This window comes from Halorhodospira abdelmalekii (assembly GCF_016583625.1).
Classification (GTDB): domain Bacteria; phylum Pseudomonadota; class Gammaproteobacteria; order Nitrococcales; family Halorhodospiraceae; genus Halorhodospira; species Halorhodospira abdelmalekii.
In genome coordinates, this window is record NZ_NRRN01000031.1 from 1 (window position 1) to 14,839 (window position 14,839).

The 14,839-nt window shown below is 63.6% G+C and carries 18 protein-coding genes and 1 tRNA gene; 11 read left to right on the top strand and 8 right to left on the bottom strand.

Features of this window, described 5'->3' with window-relative positions; translation table 11 throughout:
- Positions 1-90: 90 nt before the first annotated feature.
- Positions 91-381: a hypothetical protein gene (locus CKO15_RS08630; protein ID WP_200195094.1), complete on the bottom strand. Its 291-nt coding sequence runs from the start codon at positions 379-381 to the stop codon at positions 91-93.
- Between the two features lie 167 nt (positions 382-548).
- On the opposite strand from CKO15_RS08630, the gene CKO15_RS08635 reads away from it, so the two are divergent.
- Positions 549-974, top strand: coding sequence for a hypothetical protein (locus tag CKO15_RS08635; protein WP_200195096.1), 426 nt, complete (start codon positions 549-551; stop codon positions 972-974).
- Between the two features lie 28 nt (positions 975-1,002).
- Here CKO15_RS08635 and CKO15_RS08640 read toward each other — a convergent pair whose 3' ends face one another.
- The 7 genes from CKO15_RS08640 to CKO15_RS08670 form a co-directional block, all read right to left on the bottom strand.
- On the bottom strand, positions 1,003-1,590 hold the full coding sequence (locus CKO15_RS08640; RefSeq protein WP_200195157.1) for a class I SAM-dependent methyltransferase: 588 nt from the start codon (positions 1,588-1,590) through the stop codon (positions 1,003-1,005).
- A gap of 255 nt (positions 1,591-1,845) precedes the next feature.
- Positions 1,846-1,922: transfer RNA gene (locus CKO15_RS08645), tRNA-Ile, on the bottom strand.
- 117 nt (positions 1,923-2,039) lie between these two features.
- A complete protein-coding gene (rpoD, locus tag CKO15_RS08650; RefSeq protein WP_242464676.1) occupies positions 2,040-3,848 on the bottom strand; it encodes an RNA polymerase sigma factor RpoD in 1,809 nt (602 codons plus the stop codon).
- A gap of 222 nt (positions 3,849-4,070) precedes the next feature.
- The gene (gene dnaG / locus CKO15_RS08655) at positions 4,071-6,041 is read right to left on the bottom strand and encodes a DNA primase (protein WP_200195100.1); all 1,971 of its coding nucleotides are present in this window, start codon (positions 6,039-6,041) and stop codon (positions 4,071-4,073) included.
- A 10-nt stretch (positions 6,042-6,051) separates the two neighbouring features.
- Positions 6,052-6,516 (bottom strand): GatB/YqeY domain-containing protein, encoded by a 465-nt coding sequence (locus CKO15_RS08660; protein ID WP_200195102.1) that lies wholly within the window; start codon positions 6,514-6,516, stop codon positions 6,052-6,054.
- A 28-nt stretch (positions 6,517-6,544) separates the two neighbouring features.
- The gene (rpsU, locus tag CKO15_RS08665; RefSeq protein WP_200195104.1) at positions 6,545-6,760 is read right to left on the bottom strand and encodes a 30S ribosomal protein S21; all 216 of its coding nucleotides are present in this window, start codon (positions 6,758-6,760) and stop codon (positions 6,545-6,547) included.
- Positions 6,761-7,034: 274 nt separating this feature from the next.
- Positions 7,035-7,991, bottom strand: a complete 957-nt coding sequence (locus CKO15_RS08670; protein WP_338036032.1) for a lysophospholipid acyltransferase family protein — start codon at positions 7,989-7,991, stop codon at positions 7,035-7,037.
- A gap of 158 nt (positions 7,992-8,149) precedes the next feature.
- Between CKO15_RS08670 and CKO15_RS08675 the strand changes: the two genes are divergently transcribed.
- From CKO15_RS08675 to tatC, 10 genes are all read left to right on the top strand, one after another.
- Positions 8,150-8,695 (top strand): hypothetical protein, encoded by a 546-nt coding sequence (locus CKO15_RS08675; RefSeq protein WP_200195106.1) that lies wholly within the window; start codon positions 8,150-8,152, stop codon positions 8,693-8,695.
- A gap of 63 nt (positions 8,696-8,758) precedes the next feature.
- Positions 8,759-9,208, top strand: a complete 450-nt coding sequence (gene dtd, locus CKO15_RS08680; RefSeq protein WP_200195107.1) for a D-aminoacyl-tRNA deacylase — start codon at positions 8,759-8,761, stop codon at positions 9,206-9,208.
- Between the two features lie 96 nt (positions 9,209-9,304).
- Complete coding sequence (gene hisB, locus CKO15_RS08685; RefSeq protein ID WP_200195109.1) at positions 9,305-9,898, top strand: imidazoleglycerol-phosphate dehydratase HisB; 594 nt, start codon at positions 9,305-9,307, stop codon at positions 9,896-9,898.
- Between the two features lie 2 nt (positions 9,899-9,900).
- Positions 9,901-10,551 carry an imidazole glycerol phosphate synthase subunit HisH gene (hisH, locus tag CKO15_RS08690; RefSeq protein WP_200195162.1) on the top strand — a complete coding sequence of 217 codons (651 nt, stop codon included), beginning with the start codon at positions 9,901-9,903 and terminating at the stop codon, positions 10,549-10,551.
- Positions 10,552-10,555: 4 nt separating this feature from the next.
- Positions 10,556-11,293, top strand: coding sequence for a 1-(5-phosphoribosyl)-5-[(5-phosphoribosylamino)methylideneamino]imidazole-4-carboxamide isomerase (gene hisA, locus CKO15_RS08695; RefSeq protein WP_200195111.1), 738 nt, complete (start codon positions 10,556-10,558; stop codon positions 11,291-11,293).
- Positions 11,290-12,054: an imidazole glycerol phosphate synthase subunit HisF gene (gene hisF / locus CKO15_RS08700; protein WP_200195113.1), complete on the top strand. Its 765-nt coding sequence runs from the start codon at positions 11,290-11,292 to the stop codon at positions 12,052-12,054. Before hisA ends, hisF begins: the two co-directional genes overlap by 4 nt.
- A 137-nt stretch (positions 12,055-12,191) precedes the next feature.
- On the top strand, positions 12,192-12,584 hold the full coding sequence (locus tag CKO15_RS08705) for a phosphoribosyl-ATP diphosphatase (RefSeq protein WP_200195115.1): 393 nt from the start codon (positions 12,192-12,194) through the stop codon (positions 12,582-12,584).
- Positions 12,585-12,672: 88 nt separating this feature from the next.
- The gene (tatA, locus tag CKO15_RS08710; protein WP_200195117.1) at positions 12,673-12,996 is read left to right on the top strand and encodes a twin-arginine translocase TatA/TatE family subunit; all 324 of its coding nucleotides are present in this window, start codon (positions 12,673-12,675) and stop codon (positions 12,994-12,996) included.
- A gap of 66 nt (positions 12,997-13,062) precedes the next feature.
- On the top strand, positions 13,063-13,905 hold the full coding sequence (gene tatB, locus CKO15_RS08715; protein ID WP_200195119.1) for a Sec-independent protein translocase protein TatB: 843 nt from the start codon (positions 13,063-13,065) through the stop codon (positions 13,903-13,905).
- Entirely contained in the window at positions 13,905-14,819 is a 915-nt protein-coding gene (tatC, locus tag CKO15_RS08720; protein ID WP_200195121.1) for a twin-arginine translocase subunit TatC, read from the top strand. Before tatB ends, tatC begins: the two co-directional genes overlap by 1 nt.
- Positions 14,820-14,839 lie beyond the last annotated feature (20 nt).

Sequence of the window (14,839 nt, forward strand, 5' to 3'; positions counted from 1 at the left end):
TTTATCCGGTCGGGAACCGGCCGATGCGTGGAGGGAGGTCAGACCGGGTCATCCTCTGGATGAATCGGCACTCCCGTCGAAGCGCGAAACTCACGCCATAGCGTAAGCTTGGCGGGAGTAGTTCATGGTTCCCTCGGCGATGTCGACCAAGTTGAGCTGCCCCGGTTTTTCCGTCACCAGCGCGAGCGTTGGGGAGTCGTTTAGAAAAACCAGCCCCCAGGGGCTTTGCAACTCGCTGACGACGGTCTCGACGGTAAATAGTGTCGCCGTGTTGCTCTGGCCGGTTGCGCTTGCGTTGCCGTCGCTAGAGCAGCCGCCAAGCAGTACCATGCAGAAGAGCGCTGCAACGGCGGCAGCCGACTTGCTAGCGAATTTGCTCACGCTCGCCTCCGAATCGTCTCGCATGATCATGTTGTTAGCACCGTAGCGCGGCTCACGCTCGCCCGTCCAGTCAAACGCGCCTGGTCGCGCCTATTGATGTACTATCGACAACCATGTGGGAGAGTGATCGAAATTTCGACAAACGGCTGAGGGAAATCAGCGAAAAATTGAGTGGGTTACTCGAACAGGCCGACCGCGAGCTGGCTCAGGGAAGCGTCAGCGACGCGACTTTGGCACAGCTGATCGAGGTGTATATCAGCACGGACCGAATCTATGCTGAGGTGCATAAACTCTCTGAAGATGCGCTGATTACAGCCCGCGAGTCTTTGGGTGCCGCCGTGCCGAATGCACAACGGGCGACGCGCCGCTGTGTGCTTGAGGGGTTGGTGCGCGACAACAGTGCATTGATCAATCAGGCATTGGCCGAGTATCGCGAAGCCCGCAGCCGCGGCGAGCACGTACCGAAATTGATGCACGACATCGTCGGCGCGCAGCAACGGGTGAAAGCGTGGCGAGAGGAGTTGCTTGATTTCAACGGCGCAGAGCTGCTCGAAATCCGGCACAACTCCACGCTAGGCGGCAGCACTCACTGAGCCTGAACCCACCTCAATTCAGCCACGGTTACGGCGCTTCCGCCACAACCTGGACAACGTGCGCTTGGCCGCTGTGGTGGCGACCCTCGGAGACCTCACGCTCCAGCTCGCGGAGCAGCAGGAAGCGTAGGTCGGACAGCTCGTTACCGAGAGTGGTTTGGTCCATCATCAGCTCTGCGCGGGGCGGTCCTCCGGTGCCGTAGCTGAGTTGCCGAGGTGTGTAGGCCTCAAGGATGAATACACCACCAGGGCGCAGCCCAAGTGCCGCCTGGCGGTGAACTTGGCAGCGAAGATCTGGAGGGAGGTGGCCAAAGATCGAGACGATCCCCGCCCAAGCGCCGGGCGTGATCGAATACTCGGCGAGATCGGCGCAGACTGTCTCAATCGTGACCCCGTGCTCAGCGGCCAGCCGCTGCGCCTTCTCCAGCCCCACCGCAGAGGAGTCGACCGCTGTGACTGTGTGGCCGCGCTCGGCGAGCCAGACCGCGTTGCGTCCCTCGCCCTCGGCGAGGAATAGCACCGGTCCTTCTGGGATTCGCCAAGCTTCGGCGGCGAAGAAGGCGTTAGGGGCGGTGCCGTAGATGTATTCCTTTATTGCGTAGCGTTGATCCCACAAGAGCAATTCCCCTTTGAAGGTGGGTATGTGTGGTGCCTCAAGGCCTTGCTCTAGATTCACCGTAGGCATGCCGATACCGTAACCGATCTGGCACGTGGCGTCACGGATGTGCCCGGCTTGCAGCCAAGCGAGCTTGGCGTATGTCGTGCCGGGGCAGGACTGCCAGACCACCGGGCTTGGGAGCCCCAGGGGAGCCCAGACAATGCGGCGGCGAACGGAGAAAGGCGTGGCGTTGTTCTAAGCGCTTGATCTTATTGGTGGGCCCAGCAGGACTCGAACCTGCAACCAATGGATTATGAGTCCACTGCTCTAACCAATTGAGCTATAGGCCCTTTTAAGGATTAAAGTGCGCGGTACGCTATGCCCAAGGGGGGGGAGGGGGGGAGGGCGATAACGCACCGCGCAGGACTCGTCGTACTCAGCCGCGTCGATCCTCGCGACTGTGCTCTTTACTCCTCCAGGAAGCTGCGCAGTGCCTCCGAACGCGTCGGGTGGCGGAGCTTACGCAGGGCCTTGGCTTCAATCTGACGAATACGCTCGCGCGTTACGTCGAACTGCTTGCCGACCTCCTCCAGGGTGTGATCGGTGTTCATGTCGATGCCGAACCGCATGCGCAGGACCTTAGCCTCGCGCGGAGTCAGCCCTGATAGTACCTCACGCACCGATTCACGCAACCCCTCCGAGGTCGCCGAGTCGACCGGCGAGGTCACACTGGTGTCCTCAATGAAGTCGCCAAGGTGGCTGTCCTCATCATCGCCGATCGGTGTCTCCATCGAGATCGGCTCTTTAGCGATCTTGAGCACCTTGCGCACCTTGTCCTCGGGCATGTCCATGCGTTCAGCGAGCTCTTCGGGGGTCGCCTCGCGTCCCATCTCCTGCAGCATCTGCCGCGAGACCCGGTTCAGCTTATTGATCGTCTCGATCATGTGGACCGGGATGCGGATGGTGCGCGCTTGATCGGCGATCGACCGGGTAATGGCCTGACGGATCCACCACGTCGCATAGGTGGAGAACTTGTAGCCCCGCCGGTACTCGAACTTATCGACCGCCTTCATCAGGCCGATGTTCCCCTCTTGGATTAAATCGAGAAACTGCAAGCCGCGGTTAGTGTACTTCTTGGCGATCGAGATCACCAAGCGCAGGTTGGCCTCTACCATCTCCTTCTTGGCGCGCTGCGCCTTAGCCTCGCCCATCGACATGCGCCGATTGATCTCTTTGATCTCGGTGACCGACAGCGCGTTGCGCTGCTCGATGGCTCGCATCTCTTCCTGGGCGCGGCGGATTTGTTCGGCGTAGGGCTTGATGCGTTCGGCACACGTATCGCCAACAGCAAGTCGCTCATCCAGCCACGCAGGGTCGGTCTCCCGGCTTTGGAAGTCGCGGACGAAGGCTTTGCGCGCCATTCCGCCCGTGCGCGTGCAGATTGCCATGATCTCGCGTTCGCGTTGGCGGATCGTATCGACAGTTGCACGCAGGCGGTCAGCGATGGTGTCGATCACTTTAGGCGTGAATTTCACCATCAAGAAGAGGGTGCGCAATTCGGCGCGTAGCGGCTCAAGGCGCGCGGCATCGGAGCCGTGCTCGCTGAGCAGATCCTGCATCTCATCGTAGGCTGCACGCAGTCGCGCGAAGACCTCACGCACGGCCTCGGGGTCGGGGCCGATCTCCGGGGCCGCCCCTTCGCCCTCATCATCACCACTCTCTCCGGTCGGGGGCGGGCTTGCGCTCTCCTCGCCTGGAGCGTCGTCGCGATCACGAAAGCCAGCGACGATGTCTGTCAAGCGAATTTCACCCGCCTCGGCCCGCTCGTGCAGCATCAGCAGCTGACGCGAGGCTTCGGGGTAGGCTGAAAGCGCCTCTAGAGCACCGTCGAGGCCGTCTTCGATGCGCTTGGCGAGCTGAATTTCACCCTCACGGGTCAGCAATTCAACTGAGCCCATCTCGCGCATGTACATGCGCACGGGATCAGTGGTACGGCCAAATTCGGCGTCGACGGCAGCGAGGGCAGCGGCGGCCTCTTCGGCCTCGTCTTCATCGGTCGGGACCGCAGCTTCCGCTAGCAGCAATTCATCGGAGTCGGGGGCCGTCTCGTGGACGTTGATCCCCATATCGTTGATCATCCCGATGATGTCTTCGATCTGTTCCGGATCGACGATATCGTCGGGCAGGTGGTCGTTCACCTCCGCGTAGGTCAGAAAACCTTGCTCTTTGCCTTTGGCGATGAGCTGCTTGATTTGTGACTGCTGATCCTGTGACATAGGTGCTCGATCAGGTTCGCTGTTGCTCGTGGGGATGGCCATCCGAAGACGGAACCGCTTAGCTTATCCCGAGCCTGTGTCGGGGACAAGAGCGGCCGCTGTGCGCGGATGGGCTCGATTGTTCGCGTAGCACCGGCGCCACGGGGCGCCCGGTGCGGCCGGCATGAGGGGAGCGGGCGCCCCGCAGTGCCGGGTGCTGTTTGTGTCGCCTGCCGTATCGCGCTACGGCTGGAGTCGAAAGCGTTTGCGCAACTCTGCCACCTCACGCTGCTCCTCGTCGCTCAGGCCGCTGTGTTGTCGGCGTCGATCCAGCAGCAGCTGAAGCCGCTGTGCGGCGCGCAGGCGCTCCCCGAGCGCTGCCTGTCCGGTCTCATTGGTGTCGGGGGCCTCCAGCATCCCGATCAATCGTGCCTGTTCGCCATCAAGGATGCGTTCCTCGACGCGGGTTAGGGCGTCGAGGAGTTCCGCTGCTTGGTCGTTGCCGAACTCCGCGTGTTGCCAGGTCGCTAGCTGCTTAAGGGGCTCCTCGTGCTTCGTGGCACGGAAACGCTCCAAAAGCCTCGCGGTGGTAATCTGGGGGTCGCGGCGCGCGATTTCAAGGAGCTGTTGCAGCAGCTCGAGGCCGTCGATATCGCGATCCGCGAAGCGATCCGGTTCGCCTGCCTGCTGTGCCAGCTTGGGTTCCTGAAGGAGTAGGGCGATGGCGTGATAGATCGGCGTGCGCCGAATTACGGAGTCGGAATGTGGGGCTGCTGCGCCCGCTGCTGCGTTTGAGCCGGCTGGTAGCGAGCCGTGCGGGGGCGCCGTTGAGTGCGTGGGCGAGGGGGAGGCGACCGTGGCATGGCCGGTGTGCCCTCTGTGGTTGGTTCCGGATGGAGCGCCCGGGTGCTGCGCTCCGATGGCAGGGCCGCGGTCGCGCTGTTGCAGCAGTTGGTCGATGCGTTGTGGATCAGTGTGGGTCAGATCGCTGAGCCGGCCGATCAGGGTTTCGCGTAATAGACTCGCCGGCATCCGCTTGAGGGTGCGGGCCGCGCGCTGCAGCAGTCGGTTGCGGCCATCGACCGTGGCGAGGTCGCAGTTTTCGCTGAGCTGAGTGAGAAAGTGCTCGCCCATCGGTGCAGCCTCGGTGAGCCGCTGTTCGAAGGCTGCGCGCCCCTCGCTGCGGACTAGATCGTCGGGGTCGCTATTGTCCGGGAGCAGTAAGACGCGCACTTCGTGATCACCTTGAACGATGGGTAGGAGATCCTCGGTCGCGCGTAGGGCGGCAGTGCGTCCTGCCTGATCACCATCGAAGCAGAGTACGGTCGCTGCGGCGCTGCGCAGCAAGATCAGGGCTTGCTCGCGGCTTGTCGCCGTGCCGAGTGTGGCAACTGCCCCGCGGATACCGGCCTGTGCTAGGGCGATGACGTCCATGTAGCCCTCAACCACGATCAGCCGTTGCGGGCGTTGTTCCTGTTGTAGCGCGTGGTAGAGCCCGTAGATCTCGCGCCCCTTTTGAAAGACGGGCGTCTCCGGTGAGTTCAGGTACTTAGGCTCAGCATCGCCAATCGTGCGGGCGCCGAAGCCGATTACACGTCCGCGGCGGTCGTGGATGGGAAAGGTGATGCGATCACGAAAGCGGTCATAGCGTCGGTCATCTCGTTCGACAATAAGCCCGGCACGGATCGCTGGACGGGGATCGTCGAACTGCTTAAGGAGCTGATTCCAGCCGGGTGGGGCGAAGCCGATGCCGAAGGTGGCCGCGATTTCGCCGCTGATCCCGCGTCGCTGCAGATAGTCGATGGCGGCCTGGCGCGCCGGGTGGGTGCGAAGCGCTTGGCGAAAGAAGCGGTCGGCCTGCTCGAGGACTTCGTAGAGTGGGGCGTGGTCGTGGGCGGGGGTGCGTCCGGGGGCGTGCTCAGGGAGCGAGACGCCGGCCCGAGCGGCCAGTTCGGCGACCGCATCGCGAAAGCCGAGGCGATCGTAGGCCATTAAAAAGCCGATAGCCGTGCCGTAGGCGCCACATCCGAAGCAGCGGTAGGTCTGCCGGTCGGGGCTGACCGTAAAGGAGGGGGTGCGTTCCTCGTGAAAGGGGCACCGCACCTTAAAATTGACGCCTGCCCTGCGCAGCGGCAGACGTTCGCCGATAACCGCAACGATGTCAGTACGGTGCAGGATGTCGTCGATGACTTCTTGCGGAATGAGCCCCGCCATCCGCTATCGACTACGACCCGCTGAGTCGCGCCTTGACCTGTGCGCTGACGGCGCCGAGGTCGGCGCGCCCTAAAAGCTGCGGCTTAATCTGTGCCATTACGCGGCCCATGTCCTTGATTGAGGAGGCGCCGCTGTTGGCAATGGCCGCCTCAATCGTCTCCTCAACCTCTTGCGCGCTGGCGGGCTCGGGCAGTAGCTCGCCGATGATATCGGCCTCGCGCTCCTCGGCAGCGGCGCGCTCGGACTCACCAGCGGCGTGATACTGCTGTGCGGCCTCGCGGCACTGTTTGATGACCTTACTGAGCACCTCAATCGCCGCCGCATCATCGCTGTCGAGATCGACGCGCTCATCGACCTCGCGTTGTTTGATGGCGGCCGAGGCTCCGCGCAGCACGCCGAGGCGCTCCTTGTCACCGGCGCGCATCGCCGTCTTGATCGCCTCAAGCAGTTGCTTCTTGATTGAAGGGGTGTCCATGGGGCTCCGGTCACTCAGAGGGTGCGGCTTAATAGGCGCGTTGTCGCCGTTGCTGCTCCCGCTGCAACCGTTTCATGTGGCGTTTCACCGCGGCAGCTTGCTTTCGCTTGCGAACCTGGGTCGGTTTTTCGTAATACTCACGACGGCGAATCTCGGAGAGGACACCGGCCTTCTCGCAGGAGCGCTTGAATCGCCGCAGCGCCACTTCGAACGGCTCGTTTTCGCGGACTTTGACAATCGGCATGCGTGTTTCGCCCTTTCTCTTTCCTGTCTATGGGTCAGTTCATTAGCCCCGTCGCTCGCTGTGCAAGACAGCAACAACGAACACGGCAACCGCAGGGGCTTTTGCCTCAAGCGGCGACAACTATGCAAACGAGCAGTATAGCGGGTGTTCGGTTGCGACTTCAACTGCTGCGGCGCTTTGCTTCATGCGGGTCGCCTGGCTGCCGAGCCGGGCCGGACGATGGGGCAGCGAGCCAAGCGAGCCAAGCGAGCCGCGATCCGGCTTGTTGCCGTTGTTACTGCTGCCGCTGACCACTGCTGGCACGGCTGCTATCACTGCCTTTTCGCCCTTTCCGCTGCCGTCGTGGGTAGCGGCGGCTACCGTCAGGGCAAGTGGCAAAGCGCTTATAAGTCCACTGATACTGTGTCGGGGCCTTTTGCACACACGCCTCTACGCCGCGATTCAATGCAGCGGTGGCGATGTGCGGATCGGCGGCGGCGACCCCCTCTGGCGCTGGCAGGAAGTGTAGCTCGAAGCCGCCCCCCGCGGGCAACCGTTTGGCAAAACCGAACACGACGGCGGCCTGGCTCTTATGAGCGAGGCGGCTAGCGAGGGTCATCGTCTTGGCCGGTACGCCGAAAAAGGGCGCAAACGGCTCGCTCCCGGCGGGCTCCTGATCCGGCAGGATGCCGACGACCTCGCCGGCTCGCAGGGCACGAATCAGGGCGCGGATACCTTGGGTGTCGGCCGGCAACATGCGGGCGCCGTTGCGCGTGCGCCCGCGCACGAGCAACGGCTCCAGGGCACTTTGGCGGGGTGGGCGGTAGAGTGCGGTCAGCGGATAGCGTGCGGCCACCCAGAGGTTGAGTAGTTCCCAGCAGCCAAGATGGGGGGCCAGCAAGATTAGGCCGCGGCCGCTGCCCAGCGCCTTCTCCAGGTGGTGGTGGCCATGAACGGCGCGGACCCAGCGTCGGGTGATGCGTTCGGCATCGCCCGTAAGCACCGGGCCGAGTTCCAGAGCTGTCTTGCAGGTCTCGATTAGCGCGCGGCGCTGCAGTCGCCGGCGTTGTGCCTCGGAGCGTGCCGGGAAGCAGAGCGCGAGGTTGATGGCGCTGATAAGCCGCAGATGGTTCGGGACTCGCGCTAAGAGCTGACCTAGGACCCAGCCGGAGCCGTGGAGCAACGGCAGCGGGCAGCGTCCTAACAGGCGCATTACCCTCTCGATCCAGCCCGTTGCCCTCTCTTTGCTCACGGTTTGCTCACTGTATCTGTCCGCCCCTTTGCCCGCTGCCTGCCGCAGCCCAAGTCAGCCGGGCCAGTCTACCAAGAGCGCCTGTGGTTTTGGGGTCGCATTAGCCGCTACACTAGACTGAGGAACGTATCGTAGACGCGATTAGAGGGGGTTAGGCGATGAATGTGAACGAGACGATGGAAGGGATGGTGCGCGAGTGGACCGATATGCAGCAGAAGATGTGGGAGAGTTGGCTGCAGTCGGTCAAGGGCGTGCGAGCGCCTGAGGGCATGGCTATGGGTGTGGGGGCCGAGGAGTGGCAGAAACAGTATCAGCGCTGCCTGGAGGCCTGGGAACAGGCGGTCCGTGAGGCCCTTGAGGCGCAAGTGGAGTGGACGCGCAAGTGGGGCGCCCAGGGCGACGGCAGTGGCGTTTCACAGTCGGCTTCACAAGGCGTGGAAGAGGCCATGAAGCAGACCCAGGAGATGATGAAGGCGTGGACCGAGGCGCAGAGCAAGCTCTGGAACGCCTGGTTCGACAGCGTCAAGAACATGGATCCATCACGCATGGCGCAGCAGTGGGACGAGGAGGGCCAGCGCGTACTCAAGGCGTGGCAAGAGGCTACGCAGCGGGCTCAGGAGGCGATGCGGGAGCTCTCACGTGTGGCGACCGAGGGCCCGAGCGCGACCGATGGCAAAGGCCCGAGAGCGAGCAAGAAGAGCTAAGCGGGTCGATGGAAAGGCCGGGTCGAGCAGTGACTCTGCTCGGTCCGGCCGTTGCGGGTTGCTATGATCGGTTTGATACAGCGCGTGCGTTCCGCTGCGGTGCGGATTGAGGGCGAGACGGTCGCCGCCATCGGGCCGGGGCTGCTTGTCCTTATCGCCGCTGTCGCTGGTGATGGGCGCGGCGAAGCACGTCGGCTTGGCGAGCGCCTACTCGGTTACCGGGTCTTTCCCGATGAGCAAGGGCGTATGAACCGCTCGCTGTGCGACTGTGGTGGCGACCTGCTGCTTGTCCCGCAGTTTACTTTGGCCGCCGATACGCGCAAGGGCATGCGGCCGAGCTTCACCCGGGCAGCGCCGCCGGCGCAAGGTCAAGCCCTCTTCCAATACTTACTGGACCAACTCGCTGAGCAGGCGCCGGGGCGGCTCGCTAGCGGGGTCTTCGGTGCCGATATGCAGGTGGAGTTGTGCAACGACGGTCCTGTCACCTTTTGGCTTGAGGTTGCGGCGCGCTGAATGGGTCTCTCCATGTGCTATCCTGCGCGCTTCAGCGCAGTCATCAGCAATCATTGCCAGTAGTCAAAATTATTAGTGGATTGGTGAGTGAGGCCCATGGCGAGACGAATCGGCGAGGTGGTGCGCACGACCGGGGAGACGCAGGTGCGCGCCTGGGTGGATCTCGACGGTGATGGCGAGAGCGAGATCGCCAGTGGCGTGCCCTTTTTCGACCATATGCTTGCCCAGATCGCCCGTCACGGCGGTGTGCAGATGCAGCTGGCCGCTAGTGGTGATACCTGGATCGATGATCACCACACCGTTGAGGATGTCGGTATTACCCTGGGGCAGGCGCTCAGTACTGCGTGGGGGGAAAAGGCTGGGATCGAGCGCTACGGACACGCCTACGTGCCGCTTGATGAGGCCCTTGCTCGTGCCGTCGTCGACCTTTCGGGTCGTTCAGGATTGGTGTTGTGCGCCGACTTTCCGCGCCAGCGCATCGGCACCTTCGATACCGAATTGATCGAGGAGTTTTTCCTGGGGCTGACGCGCCATGCGGCGTTGACCCTCCATCTCGATGTGCTGCGCGGGCGCAACGCCCACCACATCGCCGAGGCCCTGTTTAAGGCCTTCGGCCGTGCGCTGCGCCAAGCGGTAGCGCTCGATCCGCGCGGCAGCGGCCGCATTCCGTCGACCAAGGGGACGCTGTGAGCATGGAGCAGGTGGTCATCGTCGACTACGGTATGGGCAATTTGCACTCGGTCTACCGTGCCTTGGCGCACGCCGGTGGGGGACGGGTGGAGCTGCAGGTCAGTGCCGATGTCGAGCAGATCGAGCGCGCCGATCGCATCGTGCTGCCGGGGGTGGGGGCGATCGGTGACTGCATGAACGAACTCGATCGTCTGGGGCTGCGCGATAGCCTCATAGCAGCGGCGCGCAACCGACCCTTTTTGGGTATTTGCCTAGGGATGCAAGCGCTGCTTGAGCACAGCGAGGAGAGTGGTGGGTGCGCCGGGTTAGGCGTGGTCCCAGGGCGAGCGCTGCGCTTTCCAAGCGGAGAGCGGGATGATCAGGGTCGGCGGCTTAAAGTGCCGCACATGGGCTGGAGTCGGGTCCGCCAGCAACAATCGCATCCGTTGTGGGCCGGAATCGAGGATGGGACGTGGTTCTACTTCGTGCACAGCTACTATGCGGTTGCCGATACGCCGGAGGCGGTTGTCGGCGAGGCCGAGCACGGCCGTCCCTTCGCAGCGGCCCTAGCCAGCGGCAGTTGTTTTGCCGTGCAGTTTCATCCAGAAAAGAGCCAGGCGGCTGGCCTACGGCTCTATCGTAATTTCCTTGAGTGGGACGGAAGCTGGAGCTGAGCACGTGATTGTCATTCCTGCGATTGATCTGAAAGGGGGGCGTTGTGTCCGGTTGCGCCAAGGGCGTATGGACGATGAGACGGTCTTTGCCGATGATCCGGTCGCGGTTGCGGCGCGCTGGGCCGCTGCCGGTGCCGAACGGCTGCATCTGGTTGATCTCGACGGTGCGGTGCAGGGGCGGCCGGCCCACGAGGAGACCGTGCAAGCGATCGCCAAGGCGCAGCCACGGCTGACCTTGCAGCTCGGTGGCGGGATTCGCAGCCGCGAGACGGTGGCGCGTTATCTCGACGCAGGAGTCAATGCCGTCATTATCGGGACGTTGGCGACGCGTGACCCGGAGTTTGTCGAGTCACTCTGTCGGGAGTTCCCGGGGCGCATCTGCGTTGGTCTTGATGCCCGTGACGGCTACCTGGCGACCGACGGTTGGGCGCAAACCTCGACGCTGCGCGCTAGTGATTTGGCGCTGCGGTTTGCCGATGCCGGGGTGGCGGCGCTGATTTTTACCGATATCGGGCGCGACGGCATGATGCAGGGTTGCAACATCGCGGCCACGTGCGAGTTGGCGCGCACTGTCGATACGCCGGTGATCGCCTCCGGTGGTGTGAGCAGCGAGGAGGATATCCGCGCCTTAGCACGCGCTGAGGAGGGGATCGCTGGGGCGATTGTCGGGCGGGCGATTTATGACGGCGGGCTCGACTTGGCGCGCGCCATCGCGATTGCCCGTGAGGAGACCGCGCTATGACGGCTAAGCGTGTCATCCCTTGTCTCGATGTCGATCGTGGTCGGGTGGTCAAAGGGGTGCGCTTTGTCGATATTCGTGACGCTGGCGACCCGGTCGAGGTGGCACGGCGTTACGATGCGATGGGGGCCGACGAACTGACCTTTCTCGATATCACGGCCAGTCACGAAGGACGGCAGACGCTCTACGAGGTTGTCGAGGCGGTGGCCGGCGAGGTCTTCATCCCGCTGACTGTCGGGGGTGGAGTCCGTCAGGTGGCCGATATCCGCAAGCTCTTGAATGCCGGCGCCGACAAGGTGGCGATCAATACGGCTGCGGTGCACCGCCCCGATTTGGTCTGTGAGGCGGCGGGGCGCTTCGGTTCACAGTGCATCGTGGTGGCGGTCGATGCCAAACAAGTTGAGCATGATCCGCCGCGCTGGGAGATCTTTACCCACGGTGGACGCAAGCCGACCGGACTTGATGCCGTTGAATGGGCGTTGCGGATGGCAGAGTTGGGCGCCGGTGAAATCCTGCTAACGAGTATGGATCGGGACGGGACGCGCAGCGGTTTCGATCTGGCGCTGACGCGCGCGGTGGCCGAGGCGGTGCCGGTGCCGGTGGTGGCCTCCGGCGGGGTCGGTACGCTGGAGCATTTGGCCGATGGAGTCGAGCAGGGTGGCGCCGATGCCGTGCTGGCGGCGAGCATCTTTCACTTTGGCGAGCACACGGTCGCGGAGGCGAAGCGTTGCTTGGCCGACCGCGGTATTGAGGTGCGTTGGTAGACGGAAGACCGCCGCATGTGTTGCTGCAACAAGACGGCCTAGCGGGCGGCAAACCGGGGCACCTATTGCGACGGCTGCAAGATCGCAGCCGCAATTTCTCCCGCGGTTGAAATCGCGGGTTTCCTTGCGGAGGCCCTATGAACCAAGAGAGTGGCCAAGGCACACCGGATCAAGCGGTGCACCAGAGCGGTGGCGATGCGCTCCAGGCGAGTGACGATCTCCTCCGCGCGCTGGCGGCGGTGGTTGAGCAGCGTCGGCATGCCTCTCCCGAACACTCCTACGTCGCGCGTCTCCACCACAAAGGGCTTGATGCCATCTTGAAGAAGGTCGGTGAAGAGGCGACCGAGGCGGTTTTGGCCGCAAAGGGGGGAGAGCGGGAGCAGGTCGTTTATGAGACGGCGGATCTGTGGTTTCATAGCCTGATCATGCTCGACGCCTGCGGTGTGCAGATCGATGAGGTGCTTGCCGAGTTGGTACGACGCATGGGGCGTTCTGGGCTTGAGGAGAAGGCCGCCCGCGGTGAGGGGTAGGTGGCGTTTGGGCTGGTTGGATCGGCAGGCGAGTAAGCCGCTGGGGCGGACATACGAATAGACGGAGTCTCGGGAGGGTAGGCGCGTCATGGGTGTAAGTATCTGGTCGCTATTGATCATTCTGCTGATCGTGGCCCTGCTCTTCGGTACGAAGCGGCTGCGCAATATCGGCGGAGACTTAGGCAGTGCGATTCGCGGCTTTAAAGAGTCGGTGCAGGCGGGTGAGCGCGAGGAGCAGGATCAGGAGTCGGGACGTTCCGGTGAGCCGGGTACGCTCGAGCACCAGCAGCGGCGCAGTGGCGAGACGATTGAGGGTGAGGCCGCGGAGGCACGGCAGCACGCTAACCCATCGGTTGCTTCGGACGGTGACGCCGACACGACCGCGCGCCAGGCCGATCGTTCAGATCGTTAAGACGCTTAGCAGTTGCTGAGCAGTTGCTGAACGCTCCAATGAGCCCCCATTGAGCGGAGGTGAGCGGTGTTCGATCTCGGGTTTTGGGAAGTCTTGATCATCGCTCTGATCGGTCTGCTGGTTCTCGGCCCTGAGCGGATGACTCGTGCAGCGCGTATCGGTGGCTATTGGCTGGGGCGCGCGCGCAGCGCCTTTCATGCGGCACGCACCGAGATTGAACGCGAGGTGCAGATCGAAGAGGTGCGTCGCCTCGGAGAGAGTGTTCGCCAGGACTTTGACAGTGCACGGCGCGGTCTGGAGCGGCAGAGCGATGCCTTCGAGACGCGCAGTAGTCGGCGTACCGCAGGGGAGCCAGCGCGGTCGGCTGTGGATCGGGCAGCAGCGGGTCGGGCAACGGCGCAGGCGGGTTCTGACGAGGAGCGCTCGGCGGTGCTGCAGCGGGCGCTCAGCGCTGAGCGGGCCGAGCAGGGGGGGCGGGCGACGCAGCCAGCCGTCCGCCCCGGCGCGCAATCGGCTGGCCATACGGCAGCAAGCGGTCGCCCTGCTGCCCCATCCTACGGCCATCAACCGGCCCACCATCAACCAGCCAGTCAGGCAGCGGGTCAGTCAGGCGGCCAAACGGACGCGGCTGCGGACGGCCCACCCGATGGCCCTTCTGATGGCCCTCCTGATGGCAAACTGCGTTCGCGGGCAGCACGGCGCGTTGCTGGCAAGTACCCGAGCAGCACATACGGCAACCGCCCTCCTGGTGGCGAAACGACTCCCCAGACCGCGGCCCAGACCGCGGCCACTGCGGACAACGAACGCGCAGCCAGCACGGCCTCCGTCCGCCCTTCCGCTGCCCCAGCGAAGGGTGAAGAGCGCGCCGCAGCGGCTGACGAGACACAGCAGAAGAGCGAGAGGCGTTGATGGTCAGCGATCACTCTGAGCGCGAGCCTGCCGATCGCGAGCGCATCGGAACCGGCCCCGAGCGCACCGCGCGCGAGGAAGACACCGTGCGCGGGGATGCCGATCGCGAGGGCAGTGCCTCGGGCACGCTGCCGGAGCAGTCGCTGCTTAGCCATCTGCAGGAGTTGCGATCGCGCCTGCTGCGGGTCGTGGTGGTGGTCCTGCTTGCCTTTGTGGCCCTCTATCCCTTTCGCGACCACATCTACAGTGCGATCGCCAGGCCACTGCAGGAGGTGTTGCCGCCTGAGGCTTCGATGATTGCTATCCAGGTGGCATCTCCCTTCCTGGTGCCGATGAAGTTGGCGCTGGTGGCCGCCATTGCCCTCACCATCCCATACAGCCTCTATCAGCTTTGGGCCTTTGTAGCGCCGGGGCTCTATCGGCACGAGCGGCGCCTAGTTTGGCCGCTGCTGCTCTCCAGTTCGACGCTCTTCTATCTCGGTGGGGCCTTCGCCTTCTTCGTCGTCTTTCCGATCGCCTTTCGCTTCTTTGCCTTCGTCTCCCCAGAGGGCGTGCAGATGATGACGGATATCGGCGAGTATCTGTCGTTCGTCTTGACCCTCTTTTTCGCCTTTGGCATCGCTTTTCAGGTGCCAATCGCGACCATTTTAATGGTGCGCAGCGGGATTACGACCCGCGATGCCCTCGCCGAGAAGCGCCCTTACGTGATCGTCGGCGCCTTCGTGGTGGGGATGTTGTTGACCCCGCCGGATGTGCTCTCGCAGATTTTGCTGGCGGTTCCGGTGTGGCTCCTCTACGAGATCGGCATTTTGCTCGCCGGCCGGCCTCGCTTGACCGGTCGAGGGGCGCGACGAGGGGCAGCGAGCGGGGTCGGCCGCGCCTCGGGGGGCTCTTCATCCGACGCGCCGGGGTAGCGAGAGTGAGGGTGTGTAGG

Coding starts and splice junctions, on each gene's coding strand:
- rpoD (WP_242464676.1), bottom strand. CDS start 3,848: ATGTCACAGGATCAGCAGTCACAAATCAAGCAGCTCATCGCCAAAGGC.
- dnaG (WP_200195100.1), bottom strand. CDS start 6,041: ATGGCGGGGCTCATTCCGCAAGAAGTCATCGACGACATCCTGCACCGT.
- CKO15_RS08660 (WP_200195102.1), bottom strand. CDS start 6,516: ATGGACACCCCTTCAATCAAGAAGCAACTGCTTGAGGCGATCAAGACG.
- rpsU (WP_200195104.1), bottom strand. CDS start 6,760: ATGCCGATTGTCAAAGTCCGCGAAAACGAGCCGTTCGAAGTGGCGCTG.
- CKO15_RS08675 (WP_200195106.1), top strand. CDS start 8,150: ATGAATGTGAACGAGACGATGGAAGGGATGGTGCGCGAGTGGACCGAT.
- dtd (WP_200195107.1), top strand. CDS start 8,759: ATGATCGGTTTGATACAGCGCGTGCGTTCCGCTGCGGTGCGGATTGAG.
- hisB (WP_200195109.1), top strand. CDS start 9,305: ATGGCGAGACGAATCGGCGAGGTGGTGCGCACGACCGGGGAGACGCAG.
- hisH (WP_200195162.1), top strand. CDS start 9,901: ATGGAGCAGGTGGTCATCGTCGACTACGGTATGGGCAATTTGCACTCG.
- hisF (WP_200195113.1), top strand. CDS start 11,290: ATGACGGCTAAGCGTGTCATCCCTTGTCTCGATGTCGATCGTGGTCGG.
- CKO15_RS08705 (WP_200195115.1), top strand. CDS start 12,192: ATGAACCAAGAGAGTGGCCAAGGCACACCGGATCAAGCGGTGCACCAG.
- tatA (WP_200195117.1), top strand. CDS start 12,673: ATGGGTGTAAGTATCTGGTCGCTATTGATCATTCTGCTGATCGTGGCC.
- tatC (WP_200195121.1), top strand. CDS start 13,905: ATGGTCAGCGATCACTCTGAGCGCGAGCCTGCCGATCGCGAGCGCATC.